The organism is Microbacterium croceum, from assembly GCF_023091245.1.
Classification (GTDB): domain Bacteria; phylum Actinomycetota; class Actinomycetes; order Actinomycetales; family Microbacteriaceae; genus Microbacterium; species Microbacterium croceum.
Map to the genome: position 1 here is coordinate 418,333 of NZ_JAHWXN010000001.1, position 19,230 is coordinate 437,562.

Sequence of the window (19,230 nt, forward strand, 5' to 3'; positions counted from 1 at the left end):
GCTGCTTATGTGGCATGCCGAGATAATCGATCACGAAAGGTCTTGTCCCACTCAGACCTCCACACCCGACGAGCAACGGAGCCGTCGATGATGACGTTCCGTGCTTCGTGACATTCGAGCGATGGTGCCCCCTGCACCATGGAAGGACTCTGTCATGCCCATTTCACAGCACCTCGGCCGGAACGAAAGCCGTCAGGCGCACCGCTGGATCGGCGCCATCGCATTCGGCGCCGCATCCATCCTCGTCCTCGCAGGTTGCGGCGGATCCGGTGACTCCGGAGACGCCGGCTCCGGATCGCAGACCCTGACCTTCGGCCTCTCCGCCGAACCCGCCACCCCGATCACCGGCATGCAGCAGGGAGGTGCGGTGAACCAGCTGCTCACCATGGTGCACCGCGGCCTGATGACCTACGACGAGAGCGGGGCCGTCACTCCGGGTCTCGCCGAGTCCGTCGACACCACCGATCCCACCAGCTACGTCTTCACCCTGCGTCCCGATCTCACCTTCCACGACGACACGCCCCTCACCGCAGAGAACGTCAAGAACTCGCTCGACTACTACCGCGACCCTGCGAACGGCTCCCAGCTCGCCGCCGGGCTCAAGGACATCACCGACATCTCCACCGACGGCGACACCGTCACGATCACCCTCGCGCAGCCGAACACCGCGTTCCTGCAGTACCTCGCGCTTCCGTTCGCGGCGATCGTCCCCGACGCCTCACTCAACGCCGACACCCCGAACTGGGTCGGCGCCGGCCCGTTCGAGATGACGGACCTCGAGGAAGGGATCGGCCTCACGGTCGAGAAGAGCGACAACTACTACGACGCGGATGATGTGGCGCTCGACAGCATCGAGGTGAAGTTCTACCCCGACGGAGAGGCACGCACCAACGCACTGCTCAGCGGCGACGTCGACATGATCGAGTACGTCCCGTGGGAGAACTTCCAGCGCGTGTCGGATGCCGGCCTCACCGTCGACGCCCAGCAGGGGCCGTTCCAGTACGTGCAGTTCAACGTCACCGACGGCCCGTTCGCCGACCCGAAGGTGCGCCAGGCCGTCGCCTACGCCCTCAACCGCGAGAACGCGGTGCTGGCGGCATTCCAGAGCAACGGCGCCCCGCTGAACGGCATCGTCATCCCCGAGGACGACCCCGCCTACGACCCCGCCGCGGCCGAGCTGTGGAGCTACGACCCCGACAAGGCGAAGGAGCTCCTCGCCGAAGCAGGCTACCCCGACGGCTTCTCGGCGACGCTGCTCTCGACCTCGCAGTACACGTTCCTGCAGGACAACGCCCTCTCGGTGCAGGAGGATCTGCGCGCGATCGGCATCGACGTCACCCTCGACGCCCCCGACTGGTCGACCCGAGTCAGCAAGGGCAACGCGGGCGAGTACGACATCGCGGTCTCCGGTGACGCCGGCGTCGTCACCGACCCGTCGTACCTGTTGAGCTGGGTCGTCGACAGCCGCAACTTCAACGTCGGCTGGGGCTACTCCAACGACACGCTGCGCGGGCTCATCGAGGAGGGTCTCCGCTCCAGCGATGACGACGCCAAGCGTGACATCTACGCGCAGGTCGCCGAGCTCTGGGCCGAGGACGTGCCCTTCGCCTCGATCAACACGCGTGAGCAGGCCTACGCCTACAACGACAGGGTGAGCGGGTTCGAGACCCTGCCAGGGTTCCTCGTCTTCTACAGCTCGCTCAACCTCGCGCACGCCTCGGTGGAGTAAGTCCTGTGCTGTTCTTCATCCTGAAGCGGGTGGCGATGGGGGTGGGGCTGGTCCTGCTGGTCCTCACCCTCATCTTCTCCGCACTCCAACTCGTTCCGGGCGACCCCGCCGTGCTGCTGCTGAGCACCGGCGACGGCGGGGCGCCCAGCCCGGAAGCCGTCGAGAAGCTGCGCGAGCAGCTGGGGCTCAACCAGCCGTTGCTCACGCAGTACCTCTCGTTCCTCAGCGGTGTGTTCACTGGAGACCTCGGCGAGTCGTTCCGCACCTCCCAGCCCGTGCTCGAGGCCATCGGGGCCCGACTCCCGCGCACCCTGATGCTGGTCGTGTTCGCCACCGTGCTGTCGATCGTGATCGGCGTCGCGATGGGTGCCCTCGCCGCCCGCCGGGGCGGATGGGTCGACACGCTGGTCACCGCGCTCAGCTCGATCGGCGTCGCCCTGCCCGTGTTCGTGTTCGGCGCGGTGCTGATCCTGCTCTTCTCGATCACGCTGAAGTGGTTCCCGGCCGGAGGCTACGTGGACCCCTCCAAGGATCTGCTCGGTTCGCTCGCCAGCCTCACACTGCCGGCCATCGCGCTCGCGGTCGGGTTCGCCGCGCAGATCGCCCGGATGACACGATCGGCCGTGCTGGAGGTGCAGACGCAGGACTGGGTCCGCACCGCGAAGTCGATCGGCCTCGCCCCGCTCACGGTGTTCCGCCGGCACGTGCTGCGCAACTCGCTCACCCCAGTCGTGACCGTGGTCGGCATCGGCTTCGGCACGCTGCTGGGCTCGACGGTCCTGGTCGAGCGGGTCTTCAACTACCCCGGCCTGTCGAGCCTGCTCGTCGACGGCGTCACCACCCGTGACTACCCCGTGGTGCAGGGCGTCGTGATCGTGATCGCCCTGCTGTTCATCGCGATCAACATCGTCGTCGACATCATCTATGGAATCCTCGACCCCCGAGTGAGGCGAGCATGAAACTCAGCCCCCGCATCCGCCAGGCGATCACGCCCCTGCGGACCGTCATGGTGGTCTACCTGCTGGTGATCATCATCCTCATGGCGTTCGCGCCGCTGCTCGCCCCCTACGACCCGATCGCGCAGAACGTCGCGATGCGTCTGCAGCCGATGTTCAGCCCCGGCCACCTGCTCGGCACCGACGAGCTGGGGCGCGACATCCTCTCGCGCATCATGTTCGGTGCGCAGGTCGAGCTGTTCATCGCCCTCGGAGCCACTCTGCTCGCCACCGTGCTGGGCACGCTCCTCGGCCTGCTCGGGGGCTACTTCAACGGACTCACCGAGGTCGTGACGATGCGGCTCATGGTCGACGTCATCCTCGCGTTCCCGCCGATCGTGCTCGCGCTCCTCGCCGTCACCCTGTACGGACCCGGACCGATCACGCTCATCATCGCGATGGGTGTGCTGTTCGCCCCGATCTTCGCCCGCATCACCTACGGACAGGTGCTGTCGACCAAACGTGAGGAGTACGTCGACGCCGCCCGCACCTTCGGCGCCCCGACGGTCGTGATCCTGTTCCGCACGGTGCTCGCGAACGTCTCGGCACCGATCATCGTGCAGTTCTCCCTCACGATGGCCGCCGCGATCCTGATGGAATCCGGACTCAGCTATCTGGGGCTCGGCGTGGTTCCGCCCACGCCGTCCTGGGGCTCCATGGTCGCGGCGGGGCAGCGATACCTCACCACCGACCCGCACGTGCTGCTCGTGCCCGGCACCGTCATCGTGCTGACGATCCTCGCGTTCGGCATCCTCGGCGACGCCCTGCGCGATCTCCTCGACCCGAAAGCGAAGAAGCGCTCATGAACGAACCGCTGCTGCAGGTCGACGGCCTGTCCGTCGAGTTCCAGACGCCGGACGGCTGGCGTCAGGTCACCTACGACGTCTCGTTCCGCGTCGATCGGCGCAAGACTCTCGCCCTGGTCGGCGAATCGGGGTCGGGCAAGTCGGTCACCGCGATGTCGATCCTGGATCTGCTGCCCGCCAACGCCCGGCGCACCGGACGCATCCTCTTCGACGGCGTCGACCTCGTGCCGTTGCGCGACAAGGGGCTCCGGCCGTTGCGCGGGTCCCGGATCGCGACGATCTTCCAGGAGCCGATGACCGCGCTGAACCCGGTGTACACGATCGGCCATCAGCTGGCCGAGGCGCTCACCAGCCATCATCACGACCTCGACCGGAAGACCGTCAGGGACCGCGCGATCCAGTTGCTGCGCGATGTGCACATGCCCGATCCGGAGGAGAAGGTCGATCACTATCCGCACCAGCTCTCGGGAGGACAGCGCCAGCGCGCCATGATCGCGATGGCCATCTCGTCCGAGCCCGATCTGCTGATCGCCGACGAGCCGACGACCGCTCTCGACGTCACCGTGCAGGCCGAGATCCTCGACCTGATCTCCGAGATCCAGGAACGGATGGGGATGGCGGTGCTGATCATCACCCACGACATGGGCGTGGTGGCCGATATCGCCGACGACGTCGTCGTCATGAAGGATGGCCGTGTCGTGGAGGGCGCCCCGTCGGCGGAGCTGTTCCGCTCCCCGAAGCAGGAGTACACGCAGGCACTTCTCGCCGCGGTGCCGCACCTCGGCAAGGCCGACGACTTCCTCTCGGCCGCGCGCAACAAGCTGCGCATCGACGGAGTGACCGCAGCCACGCCGCTGCCCGAGACGGTGCTGCGGCTGCAGGATGCCGTCATCCGCTACCCGGGTCGCTGGCGGCGCCCCGGGTTCCAAGCCATCAACGGCATCGATCTGGAGGTCGCGCGCGGTGAGATCGTCGGCCTCGTGGGCGAATCCGGCTCGGGCAAGTCGACGATCGGCAAGGCCGCGATCGGCCTGCTGCCCGTGACGGAGGGCGTGCTGGAGGTGCGCGGCGAGCGCATCACCGGCCGACCGGGTCGCGCGCTGCGGCAGCTGCGGCGACACGTGACGATGGTGTTCCAGGATCCCGCGTCATCGCTGAACCCCCGGCGCACCATCGGGCAGGCCATCTCCGACCCGCTGCTCTGGCAGGGGCTCGTCCGCGACCCCCGCGCCCGCCGGACGCGAGCCAAGGAGCTGCTCGAGCAGGTGCAGCTCGACCCGGACTGGTGCGACCGCTTCCCGCACGAGTTGTCGGGCGGCCAGCGTCAGCGCATCGGCATCGCCAGAGCGATCGCCACCGATCCGGTGCTCATGATCGCCGATGAGCCGACCTCCGCACTCGACGTCTCGGTGCAGGCGCAGGTGCTCGATCTGTTCCTCGCCCTGCAGCGCGAGCTCGGGTTCTCCTGCCTGTTCATCAGCCACGACCTCTCGGTGGTCGAGACGCTGTCGAACCGGGTGGTGGTGCTGCGGCACGGCGATGTGATCGAGGAGGGGCCGACCGAAGAGGTGCTGCACCATCCGTCGGACGACTACACGAAGCGTCTGATCGCCGCCGCACCGGTGCCCGATCCCGAGATCCAGCAGGTGCGCCGCGCCGAGCGGCTCGCGTTGAGGAGGGGATAGGGATGGAGACCCGACGACTGGAGATCTTCGTCGCACTGGTCGACGCCGGGGGCTTCAAGCAGGCTGCCGCGAGCCTCTTCATCACGCCACCGGCGCTGTCGCAGCAGATCTCGCGACTCGAGAAGGATGTCGGCGTCGCGCTGATCGACCGCACCATGCGCCCGATCGTGCCCACCGAGGCGGGGCGGGAGTTCTACTTCCGCTGCCGGAGGGTGCTCGAGGCGATGCAGCACATCACCCAGCTCCTCGACGATGAGCGCAGCCACGAGTTCGGCCGCGTGCGCGTGGGCATCGTGCCCGCCATGATGTACAGCACGCCGGCGAAGGCGGTGCGTCGTTTCATCCGCGCGCATCCCGCCGCCAACGTGCAGGTGCGCAGCATCGCGACCTCGCTGCTGATCGATGAGCTGGAGCAGGGGTCGATCGACGTCGCCGTGCTCCTCACCCAGCCCGATCTGAAGGACCTGTCCTCGACGACGCTGTTCAGCGAGGAGTACCTCGCCTGCCTGCCGCTGGACCACGCCTTGGCCGACCAGGACGAGATCAGCTTCGCGGAACTGCGCAGCGAGCGCATCCTCCAGGGCCCCCGGGTGGCGAACCCGGCGGGCTACGACGCGGTCGTCGCGGCGTGCATGCGCGCCGGCTTCTCCCCGCGCACTCTCGAGGTGATGGGTTCGTACATGGATCACGCCGCGATGGTGTCGGCGGGCATGGGCGTCGGGTTCATGCCGGAGTCGCTGTCGGACATCCACCCGCACGATGTCGTCTACCGGCGACTGGTCAACCCGCCCGTGGGGCTCACGGCATCCATCTCGTGGTTCGAGCGCCGCCTCGACTCCGTGGGGCGGGCATTCGTCCGCCACTGCATCACCGAGCTCTCCGATCTGGAGGGCCTCACCCCAACCGAAGGAGAGTCATGAAGTTCGCGATCGGCCAGATGGTCTCCGGCGAAGACAAAGCCGCCAACCTCGCGGAGATCGCGCGGTTGACCGAAGAGGCGGCCGCCGCCGGCGCACGCCTCGTGGTCTTCCCCGAGTTCGCGATGTTCGATGCACCGAAGCTCGACGAGGAGTTCATCAAGGAGGGCGAGCCGCTCGACGGTCCGTTCGTGTCCGGCCTCGCCGCCCTCGCGCGCCGGACCGGTGTCTCGATCGTCGCCGGGATGCTCGAGACCATCGAAGGCGAGGCGCGCGGCTACAACACGCTCGTGCTCGTGACGCCGGACGAGGGTCTCTCGCGGGTCTACCACAAGCTCCACCTGTACGACGCGTTCGGCTTCCTCGAATCCGACCACATCCGCCCCGGCGACATCGCGGGTCCGGTGACGTTCACGATCGACGACATCACCGTCGGGATGCTCACCTGCTACGACCTGCGCTTCCCCGAAGTGGCCCGTGAACACGCGGATGCCGGAGTCGACCTGCTGCTGTATCCGGCGGCTTGGATGCCCGGTGCGCGCAAGGAGGACCACTGGAACACCCTCGCCCGCGCACGGGCGATCGAGAACACCCTCTACGTGGCGGCCGTCTCGCAGGGGCCGTCGGTCGGCACCGGCGGCAGCATCATCGTCGATCCGATGGGCATCACTCTCGGAGAGATCGGCGAGCGGAGCGGCATCGCCGTGGCGGATGCCACGCCACAGCGCGTCGCCGAGGTGCGCTCGGTGAACCCCTCGCTCGCCAACCGTCGATTCACCGTGGTCGCCTCGGCCTGACGCCGTCACCACAGAACTGAAAGGAAGAACATGTCTCACACGCTCAAGCAGGGCGCCTGGCTGTCGGATGGAAGCAGCGCGATCGGCGAGATCGTCGCCGGACTCGGCTACGACTTCGTCGTGCTCGACATCGAGCACGGATCCTTCGACCTCTCGATCCTCGAGCGCTTCATCCCGCTGCTCAAGGGCCTCGGCCTGGAGGTGCTGTCCAAGGTGCTGGTGCCCGAGCGCGGCGCCATCCAGCAGGCCCTCGACTTCGGATCCGACGGCGTGATCATCCCCCACATCGAGAGCGTCGAGCACGCCAAGCGCATCACGGACTTCGCGAAGTTCCCCCCGCTGGGCTCGCGCAGCCTGGCGGGTGGTCGCACCATGAGCTACCGCGGATACTCCGACGAGTGGATCGCCGCCCAGGATCGCGACATCAAGGTGTTCCCGATGGTGGAGGACCCGGGTGCGCTCCGCGACGTCGAGGCGATCGCCGCGCTGCCGACCGTCGACGGCATCTTCATCGGCCCCGGCGACCTCGCCGCGATGAGCGGTCGCGGTGCCTACCGCCAGACCGAGGCGGACTTCGACGACTTCCGCAAGGTGATCGCCGCTGCCCGCGCGAACGACAAGCCCTGGGTGCTGCCGGCGTGGACCACGATCGAGAAGGAGTTCGCGATCGCCGAGAACGCCGACTACGTGCTGCTGACCATGCAGCACGCCGCGATCTCGGAGGGCTACGGCAACGCCCGCGCGCTGATGGACGGCCTCATCGCGAACGCGTCGGTCCCTGCCGCGTCCTGATCACGGGCCTGCCTCCCACCCCCGAAGCCCCCGCGCACCACGGCGCGGGGGCCTCGTCGTGCGCGGGCCCGGCTGTGGCGGTTCACAACTCCTCAAGAACGCGCGCGATCAGGCTCAGAACCGCGTCCGACGGCGCCGACCGAGCGACTTCTGAGGAGTTGTGAACACGCACGACCTCACACCTCCGCGACCTGCCTCGTCATACCCGGTGGAGGCGCGCCCGCGCCCCGGAACGAAGGAGATGACGTGTCGCACGTGAACATCGGCAAGGTCTATGCAGCGCCCTACACGGCGATGCTCGAGTTCAGCGCCCAGGCTGCCGCCGCGGGAGTGGATGCCGGGCTGTCGCCGCTGCTGGTCGAGCTGATCAAGATCCGCGCCTCACAGCTCAACGGCTGTGCGTTCTGCCTGAAGATGCACGTCGCCGACGCGGTGAAGGCCGGGGAGACGTCCGACCGCCTCGCCGTGCTCGCAGGCTGGTGGGAGTCGCAGTACTTCAGCGCAGAGGAGCAGGCCGCCCTGCAGATCGCCGAGCGCGTGACCCTGCTGAGCGACCACGGACGCCTCGCCGATCGCGGTGTCGACGTCGACGGGGTGCTCACCGAGAAGCAGATCGCCGCGGTCACCTGGCTCACGGTCGTGATCAACAGCTGGAACCGCATCGCGGTCAGCAGCCACTACCCGGTCGCCCCGTGACACCGCCGAGCCGCTGAACGCGCGAACCTGAACAAGCGGCGGGAGTCAAGACCCTTCCCGCCGCTGTTCAGCCGGGTCAGACTGCCTCTCATCCGATCGATGAGGAGTACCGTGAGCCCGAGTGCCGTCCGCACCGCGACATCCGCAGACCTGCAGGACCGAGGTCCGCTGAGCGCTGCGCTCGTTCGCCGCCTCACCGGCGACGAGGAGTCCGACCACTTCGCGCAGGCCGAGGCAGCGATCGCTCGAACCGACGACGTCGTGCGCGATGACGACATCCAGCTCGCGCTCTTCCTGCTGTTCGCCTCGTCGTACGGCGCGCTCCCGCAGATCGATCCCGCGCGCGAATGGGACCCGGAACTGATCGCGACGCGGCGGCTTCTGGAAGACGCCTTCGAGCGCGCCCTGCGGGCATCCGTGCCGCAGCCGCCCCTCCCCGAGGCCACGATCGACGCGGTCGGTCGCGCGCTGTTCGCGCTGGCGGAGGCTGACACCGGGCCCAGCCTGTCGCGGTATCTCGCGAAGAAGGCGACGACGGAGCAGGCGCGCGAGTTCTTCATCCAGCGCTCGATCTACACGCTGCACGAGGCCGACCCGCACTCCTGGGCGATCCCTCGGCTGCATGGCCGCGCCAAGGCCGCGCTCGTCGAGATCCAGTCCGACGAATACGGCGGCGGGCGACCCGACCGCGTGCATGCGACGATCTTCGCGAAGGCGATGCGGGGCGCGGGACTCGACGACACCTACGGCGCGTACCTGGAACACGCCCCGGCCATCGCCCTCGCCTCGCACAACATGATGTCGATGTTCGGCATCAACCGCCGCCTGGTGGGCGCGATCGTCGGGCACCTGGCCGCCTTCGAGATCACCTCATCGATCCCCAATCGGCTCTACGGCGAGGGGATGCGGCGGCTGGGGTTCGGCGATGACGTGACCGACTACTTCGACGAGCACGTCGAAGCGGATGCCGTGCACGAGCAGATCGCCGCGCGCGACCTCGCCGGCAGTCTGACCGAGGATCGTCCCGAGCTGCTGTCCGACATCATGTTCGGCGCATCCGCCTGCCTGACCGTCGACGGCTGGGCGGCCGGGCACATGCTCGACGCCTGGGAGCGCGGAGAGTCCTCGCTGCGAACGGACGACCCCCGATGAGCGCCGCCGACCGGGAGGCCACCATCACGCCCTACCCCGACGGCCCCCTGGTGGTGCGGGGCGCTGTCGAGCTGCGCACGTCGGAGGGCGACCCGATCGAGCCGCGCCGCCGCACGGTCGCCCTCTGCCGGTGCGGACTCTCGACGATCAAGCCGTTCTGTGACGGCACGCACAAGGCGGCCGGCTTCCGCACCGACGTGTGACCCGGGGGTCACCCTCTGCGGGCCCCCTGGAAACGGGGGTAGTGCCCGCGATCGTCATCGATGATCTCGTCCCCTCCTCATCCCGAGCGCTGCTTTGGTATATATTTCCAAGCTAACCCCTTTTGATGGAGAATTTTTCCAAGCGAACGAGGACTCGATGATGAGACGAACTGCGGCCGTCGCCGCTGCCACCACTGCCCTGCTCCTGATAGCGCTCCCCAGTGCCGCGGGGGCCGCTCCCGCAGCGGAACCGCTGACCAAATACGTGAAGGATGCCGCGGGCGGCTACGGCTACAGCACCCAACCGGTCTACACATACCCGGGATCTGGCGAGCAGGTCTCGATCCCGACGTCGCTCGTGGAGGAGAATCGCCGCTTCTCGAGCGCGTGGGTCGGCACGATCGGCAACCTGAACTTCGGAAAGCCGAGCAACGCCGCGGACTTCGACGCCAAGTACTCGGCTGTGCTCGACGACTTCGCCTCCTGGAACATGAACGCGGTCATCTTCCAGGTGCGCCCCCTGCTCGATGCCTACTACCCGTCGGACCTCAACCCGTGGTCGGAGTTCCTCACCGGCACGCAGGGCGCTGACCCCGGCTACGATCCGCTGCAGAGGATGGTGGACGCGACGCACGCACGCGGCATGGAGTTCCACGCCTGGCTCAACCCCTACCGGGTCACCAACACCAAGATGACCGCGCCCGCGACCCTCGCCGCGCTCGGGCTCACCGCTGCCGAGGTGAAGGCACTCTCGATCCCCGAGTACATCGCCGCTCTCAACGCCGCAGGCGTCCTCGCCGACGACAACTTCGCCGTGCAGCACCCGGACTGGGTGCTGTCGTTCGACGAGAAGCTCTTCCTCGACCCCGGTCAGCCCGACGTCCCCGCGTACGTCGCGGCATCCGTCGCGGAGATCGTCGAGAACTACGATGTCGATGCGATCCATTTCGACGACTACTTCTACCCCTACCGGATAACGGTGGACGGGCAGAACGTGTTCTTCGGAGAACAGGGAGAGGACCGTGCGACGTTCGAGGACTTCGGCCTCACCGCCGGCTACCCCGACACCGCTGCGGGCGTCGAGTCCTGGCGACGCGACAACATCACCGGGCTCATCACCCAGGTCGGCGACGCGGTCGACGCGCACAACCAGTCGGCAGGCACTGCGGTGCAGTTGGGCATCAGTCCCTTCGGCATCTGGGAGCACAAAGCGCTCGACCCGGCCGGTTCGAACACACCCACGGGCTCATCGCAGAGCTACAGCCACGCGATCTTCGCCGACACCCGCGGCTGGGTGCAGGACGAGCTCATCGACTATCTCGTGCCGCAGATCTACTGGAGCTTCGATCAGGCCGCCGCGCCGTACGGCGAGCTCGCACAGTGGTGGAGCGACGTCGCCGCCGACAGCCACACGCAGGTGTACGTCGGGCATGCTCTCTACAAGCACGTCAACAACGGTGGCTTCGATCCCGCGTGGATGAACCCCGAGGAAGTGCCGAACCAGATCCGCTTCAACCAGACTCTCGACGGCATCGACGGCAGCGTCCTGTTCAGCTACAACGACATGAAGCCCAGCGCCCTGACCGCACTGCCCGCAGACCAGCAGCCGAAGCATCAGGCGAAGAACACCGCGATCGATCTCCTCAAGAGCGAAGCCTTCGCGTACCCGACGCTCGTCCCCGCGAAGCCGTGGCTGTCTGATGGCAGCGTCGCTGCACCGGTCTCTCCGACCGTGTCCGACGGCACGCTCACCTGGACCGCCGGCGACGCGCAGGAAGCACGGCAGTATGCGATCTACCGGGGCACCGGCACCCCTGCGGAGATCATCTCGGCACCGGGCTCTCTCGTGGACACGGTGTGGGCCGGCGGCGACGCGACCCTCCGCTTCACTCTGCCCGCCGACACGGGATCCACGGCACGTGCCGGTGCCGACACGTGGGTCGTGACGGCACTCGATGCCGCCGCCGTCGAGAGCGCACCGGTGGCCGCCACCGACGCGCCCGTCGACCCCACGGATCCGACCACCCCGGGCACGCCGACGAATCCTGGCACGCCCGTCGACCCCGCGTCACCGGCCGACCCGGACGACTCTTCGCAGTCCGGCGGGGTGGCGGTGCGCGACGACCTCGCCTCCACCGGAGGCGCGGCGCCCATCCCCGCTCTGATCGCGGCAGGTGCCTTGCTCACGGCTGGCGCGGTCGTTGCGGGAGCCGCCGCGTTCCGCCGCCGCCGGCTTCAGTAGCCTGCCCGCGCGGGGGATGCAGCGCCGTGTCGCTGCATCCCCCACTTCAGCCCCGATTCAGCCGCAGACCGCCACACTGGAGGGATGCGGATCCTGGTGGTGGACGACGAGGTGCGTCTGGCGGACGGTGTCCGGCGTGGACTCGAGGCCGAAGGCTTCGCGGTCGACGTCGCGCACAACGGCATCGACGGGCTCTGGCGCGCCCGCGAGACCCGCTACGACGCGATCGTGCTCGACCTCATGATGCCGGGGATGAGCGGATGGAAGGTGTGCGAGGCCTTGCGCGCCGAGGAGAACTGGACACCGGTGCTCATGCTCACCGCGAAAGACGGCGAGTGGGATCAGGTCGAGGCGCTCGAGACCGGCGCAGACGACTACGTCACGAAGCCGTTCTCGTTCGCGATCCTCGTCGCCCGCATCCGCGCCCTGGTACGACGCGGTGCCGTCGCCCGCCCCACGATCCTGGAAGCGGGCGACCTGCGGCTCGATCCGGCCGCGCATCGTGTGTGGCGCGGTGAGACACCCGTGCCGCTGACCGCACGCGAGTTCGCGGTGCTCGAGTACCTGATCCGCCATCGCGGCCAGGTGCTGTCGAAGCGTGCGTTGATCGAGGGCGTCTGGGATGACGACTTCGACGGCGACCCGAACATCGTCGAGGTCTACGTCGGGCATCTGCGCCGCAAGCTCGACAAGCCGTTCGGCCGTGGGGCGATCGAGACGATCCGTGGTGCGGGATACCGGCTGGCGGCCGACGGTGGCTGAGCGCGGCTGGCGCTCGGTCCGCGGCCGCACGACGCTCGGCGCGACCCTCGTCGTGGCGGCCGCCCTGCTCGTGGGCGCGTTCTCGTTCTACGGCGTTCTCAGCACCAGCGTGCACAGCAGCGCCGAGCGCGCGGCGGAGCAGCGGATCTCAGAGCTCACCGAGCGTGGCGGCGGGCCGGGAGGACGATCGCTCGACTCACTGGACGACGAGATCGTGCAGCTCATCGGCCACGATGGCGCTGTCCGAGCGGCCAGCGAGGACGCTCGCGAGGCGCTCGGGTCGACACCCCTCCCCGTCTCCGACGACCCGCAGCGCATGACGATCGACGGCGAGCCGATGCTGATCGTGTCGGATGACCTCGATGACGATCAGACGCTCGTGCTGGCCCTGTCGGTCGAGGACGGCGCCGAGACCCTGGCGACGGTCGCGACTCTGCTCGCGGTCGCCGTTCCCCTGCTGCTGCTCCTGGTCGCCGTCACGACCTGGCTCGTGGTCGGACGCGCGCTGCGCCCGGTGACCCGCATTCGCCAGGAGGTCGACGGCATCACCGCGGAGCGACTGCATCAGCGCATCGCCGTGCCGGAATCGGCGGACGAGATCGCCGCACTCGCGACGACCATGAACGGGATGCTGGATCGCCTCGACGCGTCCGCGGCGGCGCAACGGCGCTTCATCTCCGACGCCTCGCACGAACTGCGCTCCCCGTTGGCGACCATCCGTCAGCACGCGGAACTCGCGCAGGCGCATCCGGCCACCACCAGCATCGGCGAGCTGTCCGAGGTCGTCTCGGAAGAGGGACTCCGGCTGCAGGGGATCGTCGAGTCGCTGCTGCTCCTCGCCCGGCTCGACGAGGGGGTGCACGGCCACGCGGAGCCCGTCGACCTCGACGACATCGCGCTCGGTGAGGTGCGACGTCTGCGCGTCTCCGGTCTCGATGTCGACGGTGCCGGTATCCGTGCCGCGCGCGTGAGCGGCGATCCGCGCCTGCTCGGACAGCTGCTGCGCAACCTCGCCGACAACGCCGCCCGCCACAGCCGCGGACGCATCGCGATCGGCGTTGCCCCTTCCGGTGCGCACGTCTTCGTGACGATCGAGGATGACGGCGCCGGGGTCCCACCCGAGGAGCGCGAGCGCATCTTCGAGCGCTTCGTGCGGCTCGACGAGGCCCGCAGCCGGGATGCCGGCGGAAGCGGACTCGGCCTGGCGATCGTGCGCGGCATCGCTGCCGCGGCCGGGGGAACCGTGACGGTCGACGACTCCCGCTGGGGTGGCGCCCGATTCGTCGTCACGCTGCCGCTCGCCCGCTGAGCGAGAGGGGACGCGCGCTGTCCTGAAGACCTCTTCAGGACGCTTCAGGATGGCTTCAGCGCCTGCGCGGGAGCATCGTCACATGGACGACAAGAACCTCACCCCCGACCAGACCCCCGAGCCCACGACGGCCTCCACGCCCGACGCCCTGACCGTGCCGGTCGCGCCGCCTGCGGCATCCGACGCCACGGAGCAGCATCCGGCAGCATCCGGCCAGCACCCCACGCCCGCAGCCCCCACCTCCGCCGCTCGGAAGTCCGGCCGCTCCCGTGCCCTGCTGATCGGCGGTGGTGTCGCCGCCGCCGTGGTTCTCGCGGGCGGAGGGATCGCCGTCGGCGCCGCGATCGGTGACGACTTCGGTGACGACGACGATCACGCCTCGGTCTCCGACGACGCCCGCCATCACGACGCCGCCGACGAGCGCGGTGACCAGCGCGGCGACCGAGACGACGATCGGGGAAGCGACTCGAGCGGCGGCGGCAGCTCGGCGACCGGCATCGGCACCGCCTCGGCCGACGAGCTCGTGGCGATCACCGACGCTGCCCGCGGTGCGGCCGAGGGCGATGTCACCTCGGTCGACGCGAAGCGCGACGGCACCTGGGAGGTGCAGCTCACCACCGCGAACGGTGACGAGACCGAGGTGCGCGTCGACGCCGACCTCCGCACGACCATCGTCTCCACCGATCCCGCGGATGGCGACGACACCGGCCCCGCGCTCACCCTCGACGAGGCGACCATCCGCTCGCTCGTGGCGGCCGCGCTCGACGAGGCCGACGGGATGGTCACCGACCTCGACGTGGACACCGACGATGTCAGCCCCTACGACGTCTCCGTGCTGACCGCCGACAACCGTTCGATCGACATCGACATCGACGCCGCGTTCGCGGTGGTCGGCACCGACATCGACGACTGAGTCCCCGCTCGTCCGGGGTGACGCGGGCAGTGGGCTGTGCTCTTCCGCCGCCGCTGCCCGCGTCACTATGCTGTGCCTGGGGAGGCGGGGCATGGATCTGAGCGAACGACCCGGCGACGCGGCACGGCGCCGACTGACACTCCTGCTGAGGGCGGCGATCACCCGCGGCGACCATCCCGAGCGGCTTCCGACCGACGACGAGATCGCGGCCACGTACGACGTGTCGCGCGCCGTCGCGCGCGACGCCCTGACCGCTCTGGCAGATGTCGGCATCCTCACCCGCACCAGAGGAGCGGGAACTCTGCCGACCGACAACCGGCCCACTCCGTTCAACCTGTTGACGATGCCGGCCGTCGGGGGCGTGCCGCAGTACAGCATGCATCCGCGCGTGATCGACGTCGCCACGGTGCCGACGCCGACGATGGTGGCTGCTCGCCTGCCCACCGCCGGCTCCGAGGTGCTGCGCGTGGAGTACATCTCGGTGCCGGACGACCAGGCCGACGGGGTGTCCACCGGCTACTTCGTGCTGCCCAAGGCCGAGCCGCTGCGGACCGCCGACTTCGGAGAGAACGTCTACAGCTTCCTCGCCGCGGGCGGCCTCGGCGTCTCGGCGACCGACTTCGTGATCGGCGCGATCACGGCCGGAGACGCCCTCGCACTGCGTCTGCGCACCCGTTCGTCGAGCGCCGTGCTGTTCCTCGAGCAGACGATCTACGACGAGGCGGGCGATCCGCTGAGCTTCTCGGTGGTGGCGATGCGGGGCGACAGACTGGCCGTGTTCTCCCACGCCCACAGCTGACGCCGGCGCTCACCCGCCGGCGAGGTGGGGTCCGGCGGGTGAGCGGTCGTCGTCGGCTCCTGCGCCGTCGACGACGGCGGCCATAGGGACTTCCGCTGGGCCGGAGATCCGTCGGGTCGCGCTGTTCCCCTCCGGATCTCCGAAGGTGGATCATCGCTCGTCACGAGGCTATGGCGCTCCGGATCACGACGACAACGCCGCCGCGACTGCGCCTGGATTGCGCCGCTCACGGCCGCGAGAACACCGGGCAGAAGCGGATGCTACGCCGCCGGGGTGCCCTCTTCCGCGGCACCCTGAACGGCATCGTCGTCGACAGGAGACACACCTGCCGTGACGTTATGGGCGAAGTAGCGCACCCGGTCGCCGCGCTGCGCGACGGTCGAGAAGCAGATCGCAGTGCCCGCCTCGTCGTACATGATCTGCTCGAGAGTCAGCACCGGCGCACCGGGTTCCATGACCAGGCGCCCCGCCGTGTACGGGTCGGTCTCGGCCGCGCCGATGAGCAGTTCGCTCGCCGACAGGTGGATGCCTCCGTTCGCCAGGAACGCGTAGATGTTGTGGCCGAACTCGGCATCGCGCAGCGCATCGGCCCGCGGCAGCACGAAGTAGTTGGTCGACACGGCGCCGGGGAATTCCAGTGCCACCGCGATGTACTCGACCCGCAGCACCTCGGGCCCGCAGTCCGGAATCCGCGCGGCGACCACCGGCGGAGTGCGGATGACCGAACGATCGGTCACGCGCGGATAGGTCGACTGCTCAGGCACACCGTCGACACCGTGGAACGCCCGGAGGCCGAAGATCGACGGGAGCACCCCGGTGCGCGTGCCCAGTCCCGGGTCTCGGGTGACGACCCCCGACTCCGCCAGCTCGCGCATCGCATCCCGCACGACGGCGCGGGTGGAGCCCGTCGCATCCATCAGCTCCCATTCCCGAGGGAGCCGACCGCGCGGATAGTCCCCCCGTCCGATCGCCGACCGCAGCAGGAGGTTCAGTCTGCGACGTTCGGCATTGCCGTCGGGTTCGCGCAGATGCTGGGATGAATCCCGTTTCACGACGATCAGTGTAGCGATCGGGGTGCGCCGCCCGACAGGCCGTTAGCATTCAGAGATGACCAATTCCGCTCCGATCGACGACGTATCCATCGGCGGCGACATGATCCGCCTCGGCCAGTTCCTGAAGTACTCCGGTTTGCTCGACTCCGGCGGCGACGCCAAGGAGGTCGTGATCGACGGCTACGTGACCGTCAACGGCGAAGTCGACCGCCGCCGCGGCCGTCAGCTGCACGACGGCGACCTCGTGACCTTCGAGGGACGCACGGTCCGCGTCCGCCCCTGACCGGACATCGCCTCCGCACCCCCGCACTAGCAAGGACACTCTCGTGCAGCACTCCTCCTCGTACGACCTCAACCGCGCCAACTGGGACGAGCGCGCGCCGTTGCATCTGGCCTCGCGCGAGTACGCCGTCCAGTCCTATGTCGACGATCCGACCCGGCTCTCCGACGTCGTCGCCTTCGACCGCGAGCGGCTCGGCGACCTGCACGGCGTGCGCGCCGCGCACCTGCAGTGCCACATCGGCACCGACACGATCTCGCTCGAGCGCCTGGGTGCCCAGGTCACCGGCCTGGACTTCTCCCCCGCCGCGATCGAAGGTGCTCGTGACCTGGCCGCGCGCGCGAACAGCTCGGCCGTGTTCGTCGAGGCGAGCGTCGACGACGCGGTGTCCGCACTCGGAGAAGGTCGTTTCGACCTGGTCTACACCGGGATCGGGGCACTGTGCTGGCTCCCCGACATCACCGCCTGGGCACGCACGGTCTCGTCCCTGCTCGCCCCCGGCGGTCGCCTCTTCATCCGCGAGGGACACCCGGTGCTCTGGGCGATCGACGAGAACCAGGCGGACGCGCTCGTCCTGGGCTACCCGTACTTCGAGCAGTCCGAGCCGCTGGTCTGGGACGACTCGAGCACCTACGTCGAGACCGATGAGAGCATCCGTGCCTCCGTCACCCACGAGTGGAACCACGGCATCGGCGAGATCCTGACGGCGGTCCTGGATGCGGGGATGACCATCACCCAGTTCGTCGAGCACACCAGCGTGCCGTGGGAGGCCCTGCCCGGGCGTATGCATCTCGACGACAACGGGGAGTGGACGCTGACCGAGCACGCGGAGCGGCTTCCGCTCACCTACACGCTGCAGGCGACCAAGACGGTCTGAGCGGCGTCGGCTCATCCGTCGCGGAGGCGCCGGGTCAGACCGCGACCGCGCTGATCGACGCGTGCGGTCGACGGCCCTCCTGAATCCGCGCCTCACCGTCGACGACGGAGAACCCCGCCCCCTCGAGCAGCTCCGTCATCCCGCGGATCGACCAGAAGTGGGCAGTCGTCACGGCATGCGCGAACGGTTCGCCGTCCGGGCCGTCGAAGAACCCCAGGAGCAGGTGTCCACCGGTGCGCAATAGGCGGCGTGCGGCAGCGAGGAGTGACGGGAGCTCATCGGCATCCGCATGGATCACCGAGTGCGACATGTCGCCGAGGAGGGCCGTGTACTCTGCCGCGCGCGCGGAGTAGCTCTCGCGCACGCGTCGGTCGGCCGTCTTCTGCCCCCGCGTCATCCGGCACAGTTTACGTTTCCGTAACACAAATGTCTTGTCACCGAACCCGCGCCAGTTTACAGTGTGCTTACTGGAGGTAATCGAACTGATTACCAGGAGAGGGGAGGGCGGGATGGACGACAGCAATCTCGGCGCTCGCGTGCGTGAGCTGCGCACACTGCGGCAGATGTCCACTCGTGAGCTCGCGCGCCGAGCATCCATCAGCGCCGGGTACGTCAGCCAGATCGAGAACGGCCAGGCCAACACCAGCCTGGATGTCGTCCGGCGCATCGCGGCGGCCGTCGGGATTCCATGGACCGAGCTGTTCAGCGCTCAGCCCGCGGTGGGCACCGTGCTGCGCCGTGGCGAGCGCCCCATGCTCTCCTCGGGCAACTCCGTCCGCCACTTCAGCATCACCCAACCGCCGCTGGGAAACGTCGAGGTACTGACCTCGGAGTACGAGCCCGGCCACGGCGAGGGGGGCGAGAACTACACGCACGGCGACTCGCAGGAGGTCTGCGTGATCCTGCGAGGGAAGTTCCGCTTCAACCTCGGCGACCAGGAGTTCATCCTCGAACCGGGCGACAGCATCGACTATCGCACGTCGACTCCGCACAGCATCGTGAACGTCGGCGACTCCGTCGGCGAAGCACTGTGGGTGGTGACCCCACCCTCCGCAGCCCCACCCGTCACAACCTGACCCGTCACAACCTGACCCCGGGGCCCGCACCGACGCCGGCCCCCTGCTACGCCCGCTTCGTCGTTCGACGACAGCGGTGTTCGGCGATGCCGAAACTGCTCGACCTTCACTACCTGCTCGACCTTCACTACCTGCTCGACCCGAACAG

General features: G+C 68.6%; 20 protein-coding genes. 18 read left to right on the top strand and 2 right to left on the bottom strand.

Annotated features, from left to right (window positions below):
* The first annotated feature begins 154 nt into the window (after positions 1–154).
* The 15 genes from KZC51_RS01960 to KZC51_RS02030 all read left to right on the top strand — a co-directional run bounded on the left by KZC51_RS01960 (position 155) and on the right by KZC51_RS02030 (position 15,797).
* Entirely contained in the window at positions 155–1,729 is a 1,575-nt protein-coding gene (locus KZC51_RS01960) for an ABC transporter substrate-binding protein (RefSeq protein ID WP_247628341.1), read from the top strand.
* 5 nt (positions 1,730–1,734) lie between these two features.
* Entirely contained in the window at positions 1,735–2,688 is a 954-nt protein-coding gene (locus KZC51_RS01965) for an ABC transporter permease (protein ID WP_247628342.1), read from the top strand.
* A complete protein-coding gene (locus KZC51_RS01970) occupies positions 2,685–3,530 on the top strand; it encodes an ABC transporter permease (RefSeq protein ID WP_247628343.1) in 846 nt (281 codons plus the stop codon). The genes KZC51_RS01965 and KZC51_RS01970 overlap by 4 nt, the downstream gene beginning before the upstream one ends.
* On the top strand, positions 3,527–5,215 hold the full coding sequence (locus KZC51_RS01975) for an ABC transporter ATP-binding protein (RefSeq protein WP_247628344.1): 1,689 nt from the start codon (positions 3,527–3,529) through the stop codon (positions 5,213–5,215). The genes KZC51_RS01970 and KZC51_RS01975 overlap by 4 nt, the downstream gene beginning before the upstream one ends.
* 2 nt (positions 5,216–5,217) lie before the next feature.
* Positions 5,218–6,135 (top strand): LysR family transcriptional regulator, encoded by a 918-nt coding sequence (locus KZC51_RS01980; RefSeq protein WP_247628345.1) that lies wholly within the window; start codon positions 5,218–5,220, stop codon positions 6,133–6,135.
* Entirely contained in the window at positions 6,132–6,929 is a 798-nt protein-coding gene (locus KZC51_RS01985; RefSeq protein ID WP_247628346.1) for a carbon-nitrogen hydrolase family protein, read from the top strand. The genes KZC51_RS01980 and KZC51_RS01985 overlap by 4 nt, the downstream gene beginning before the upstream one ends.
* A 30-nt stretch (positions 6,930–6,959) precedes the next feature.
* A complete protein-coding gene (locus KZC51_RS01990; RefSeq protein ID WP_247628347.1) occupies positions 6,960–7,721 on the top strand; it encodes an HpcH/HpaI aldolase family protein in 762 nt (253 codons plus the stop codon).
* Positions 7,722–7,967: 246 nt separating this feature from the next.
* Complete coding sequence (locus KZC51_RS01995; protein ID WP_247628348.1) at positions 7,968–8,417, top strand: carboxymuconolactone decarboxylase family protein; 450 nt, start codon at positions 7,968–7,970, stop codon at positions 8,415–8,417.
* A gap of 111 nt (positions 8,418–8,528) precedes the next feature.
* Positions 8,529–9,569 carry an iron-containing redox enzyme family protein gene (locus tag KZC51_RS02000; protein ID WP_247628349.1) on the top strand — a complete coding sequence of 347 codons (1,041 nt, stop codon included), beginning with the start codon at positions 8,529–8,531 and terminating at the stop codon, positions 9,567–9,569.
* On the top strand, positions 9,566–9,772 hold the full coding sequence (locus KZC51_RS02005) for a CDGSH iron-sulfur domain-containing protein (protein ID WP_247628350.1): 207 nt from the start codon (positions 9,566–9,568) through the stop codon (positions 9,770–9,772). The genes KZC51_RS02000 and KZC51_RS02005 overlap by 4 nt, the downstream gene beginning before the upstream one ends.
* 157 nt (positions 9,773–9,929) lie before the next feature.
* A complete protein-coding gene (locus tag KZC51_RS02010; RefSeq protein ID WP_247628351.1) occupies positions 9,930–12,014 on the top strand; it encodes a glycoside hydrolase family 10-like protein in 2,085 nt (694 codons plus the stop codon).
* A gap of 84 nt (positions 12,015–12,098) precedes the next feature.
* A complete protein-coding gene (locus KZC51_RS02015; protein ID WP_247628352.1) occupies positions 12,099–12,776 on the top strand; it encodes a response regulator transcription factor in 678 nt (225 codons plus the stop codon).
* Positions 12,769–14,085 (top strand): sensor histidine kinase, encoded by a 1,317-nt coding sequence (locus KZC51_RS02020; protein ID WP_247628353.1) that lies wholly within the window; start codon positions 12,769–12,771, stop codon positions 14,083–14,085. The genes KZC51_RS02015 and KZC51_RS02020 overlap by 8 nt, the downstream gene beginning before the upstream one ends.
* Positions 14,086–14,167: 82 nt before the next feature.
* Positions 14,168–14,998 (top strand): PepSY domain-containing protein, encoded by an 831-nt coding sequence (locus tag KZC51_RS02025; protein WP_247628354.1) that lies wholly within the window; start codon positions 14,168–14,170, stop codon positions 14,996–14,998.
* A gap of 91 nt (positions 14,999–15,089) precedes the next feature.
* On the top strand, positions 15,090–15,797 hold the full coding sequence (locus tag KZC51_RS02030) for a GntR family transcriptional regulator (RefSeq protein WP_247628355.1): 708 nt from the start codon (positions 15,090–15,092) through the stop codon (positions 15,795–15,797).
* 260 nt (positions 15,798–16,057) lie between these two features.
* On the opposite strand, the gene KZC51_RS02035 is transcribed toward KZC51_RS02030, so the two are convergent.
* Complete coding sequence (locus KZC51_RS02035; protein WP_247628356.1) at positions 16,058–16,849, bottom strand: GntR family transcriptional regulator; 792 nt, start codon at positions 16,847–16,849, stop codon at positions 16,058–16,060.
* 55 nt (positions 16,850–16,904) lie between these two features.
* Between KZC51_RS02035 and KZC51_RS02040 the strand changes: the two genes are divergently transcribed.
* Together KZC51_RS02040 and KZC51_RS02045 are read left to right on the top strand one after the other, a co-directional pair.
* Entirely contained in the window at positions 16,905–17,132 is a 228-nt protein-coding gene (locus KZC51_RS02040; protein WP_247628357.1) for an RNA-binding S4 domain-containing protein, read from the top strand.
* A 43-nt stretch (positions 17,133–17,175) separates the two neighbouring features.
* Positions 17,176–18,006: a class I SAM-dependent methyltransferase gene (locus tag KZC51_RS02045; RefSeq protein ID WP_247628358.1), complete on the top strand. Its 831-nt coding sequence runs from the start codon at positions 17,176–17,178 to the stop codon at positions 18,004–18,006.
* A gap of 34 nt (positions 18,007–18,040) precedes the next feature.
* On the opposite strand, the gene KZC51_RS02050 is transcribed toward KZC51_RS02045, so the two are convergent.
* Complete coding sequence (locus KZC51_RS02050) at positions 18,041–18,403, bottom strand: hypothetical protein (RefSeq protein WP_247628359.1); 363 nt, start codon at positions 18,401–18,403, stop codon at positions 18,041–18,043.
* 112 nt (positions 18,404–18,515) lie between these two features.
* Between KZC51_RS02050 and KZC51_RS02055 the strand changes: the two genes are divergently transcribed.
* Positions 18,516–19,082, top strand: a complete 567-nt coding sequence (locus KZC51_RS02055; protein ID WP_247628360.1) for a helix-turn-helix domain-containing protein — start codon at positions 18,516–18,518, stop codon at positions 19,080–19,082.
* The last annotated feature ends 148 nt before the right edge of the window (positions 19,083–19,230 follow it).

Excerpts from the sequence above, each read along its gene's own strand:
- KZC51_RS01960 (WP_247628341.1), top strand. The coding sequence starts at position 155 with ATGCCCATTTCACAGCACCTCGGCCGGAACGAAAGCCGTCAGGCGCAC.
- KZC51_RS01970 (WP_247628343.1), top strand. The coding sequence starts at position 2,685 with ATGAAACTCAGCCCCCGCATCCGCCAGGCGATCACGCCCCTGCGGACC.
- KZC51_RS01975 (WP_247628344.1), top strand. The coding sequence starts at position 3,527 with ATGAACGAACCGCTGCTGCAGGTCGACGGCCTGTCCGTCGAGTTCCAG.
- KZC51_RS01980 (WP_247628345.1), top strand. The coding sequence starts at position 5,218 with ATGGAGACCCGACGACTGGAGATCTTCGTCGCACTGGTCGACGCCGGG.
- KZC51_RS01985 (WP_247628346.1), top strand. The coding sequence starts at position 6,132 with ATGAAGTTCGCGATCGGCCAGATGGTCTCCGGCGAAGACAAAGCCGCC.
- KZC51_RS01990 (WP_247628347.1), top strand. The coding sequence starts at position 6,960 with ATGTCTCACACGCTCAAGCAGGGCGCCTGGCTGTCGGATGGAAGCAGC.
- KZC51_RS02005 (WP_247628350.1), top strand. The coding sequence starts at position 9,566 with ATGAGCGCCGCCGACCGGGAGGCCACCATCACGCCCTACCCCGACGGC.
- KZC51_RS02010 (WP_247628351.1), top strand. The coding sequence starts at position 9,930 with ATGATGAGACGAACTGCGGCCGTCGCCGCTGCCACCACTGCCCTGCTC.
- KZC51_RS02015 (WP_247628352.1), top strand. The coding sequence starts at position 12,099 with ATGCGGATCCTGGTGGTGGACGACGAGGTGCGTCTGGCGGACGGTGTC.
- KZC51_RS02025 (WP_247628354.1), top strand. The coding sequence starts at position 14,168 with ATGGACGACAAGAACCTCACCCCCGACCAGACCCCCGAGCCCACGACG.
- KZC51_RS02030 (WP_247628355.1), top strand. The coding sequence starts at position 15,090 with ATGGATCTGAGCGAACGACCCGGCGACGCGGCACGGCGCCGACTGACA.
- KZC51_RS02040 (WP_247628357.1), top strand. The coding sequence starts at position 16,905 with ATGACCAATTCCGCTCCGATCGACGACGTATCCATCGGCGGCGACATG.
- KZC51_RS02050 (WP_247628359.1), bottom strand. The coding sequence starts at position 18,403 with ATGACGCGGGGGCAGAAGACGGCCGACCGACGCGTGCGCGAGAGCTAC.
- KZC51_RS02055 (WP_247628360.1), top strand. The coding sequence starts at position 18,516 with ATGGACGACAGCAATCTCGGCGCTCGCGTGCGTGAGCTGCGCACACTG.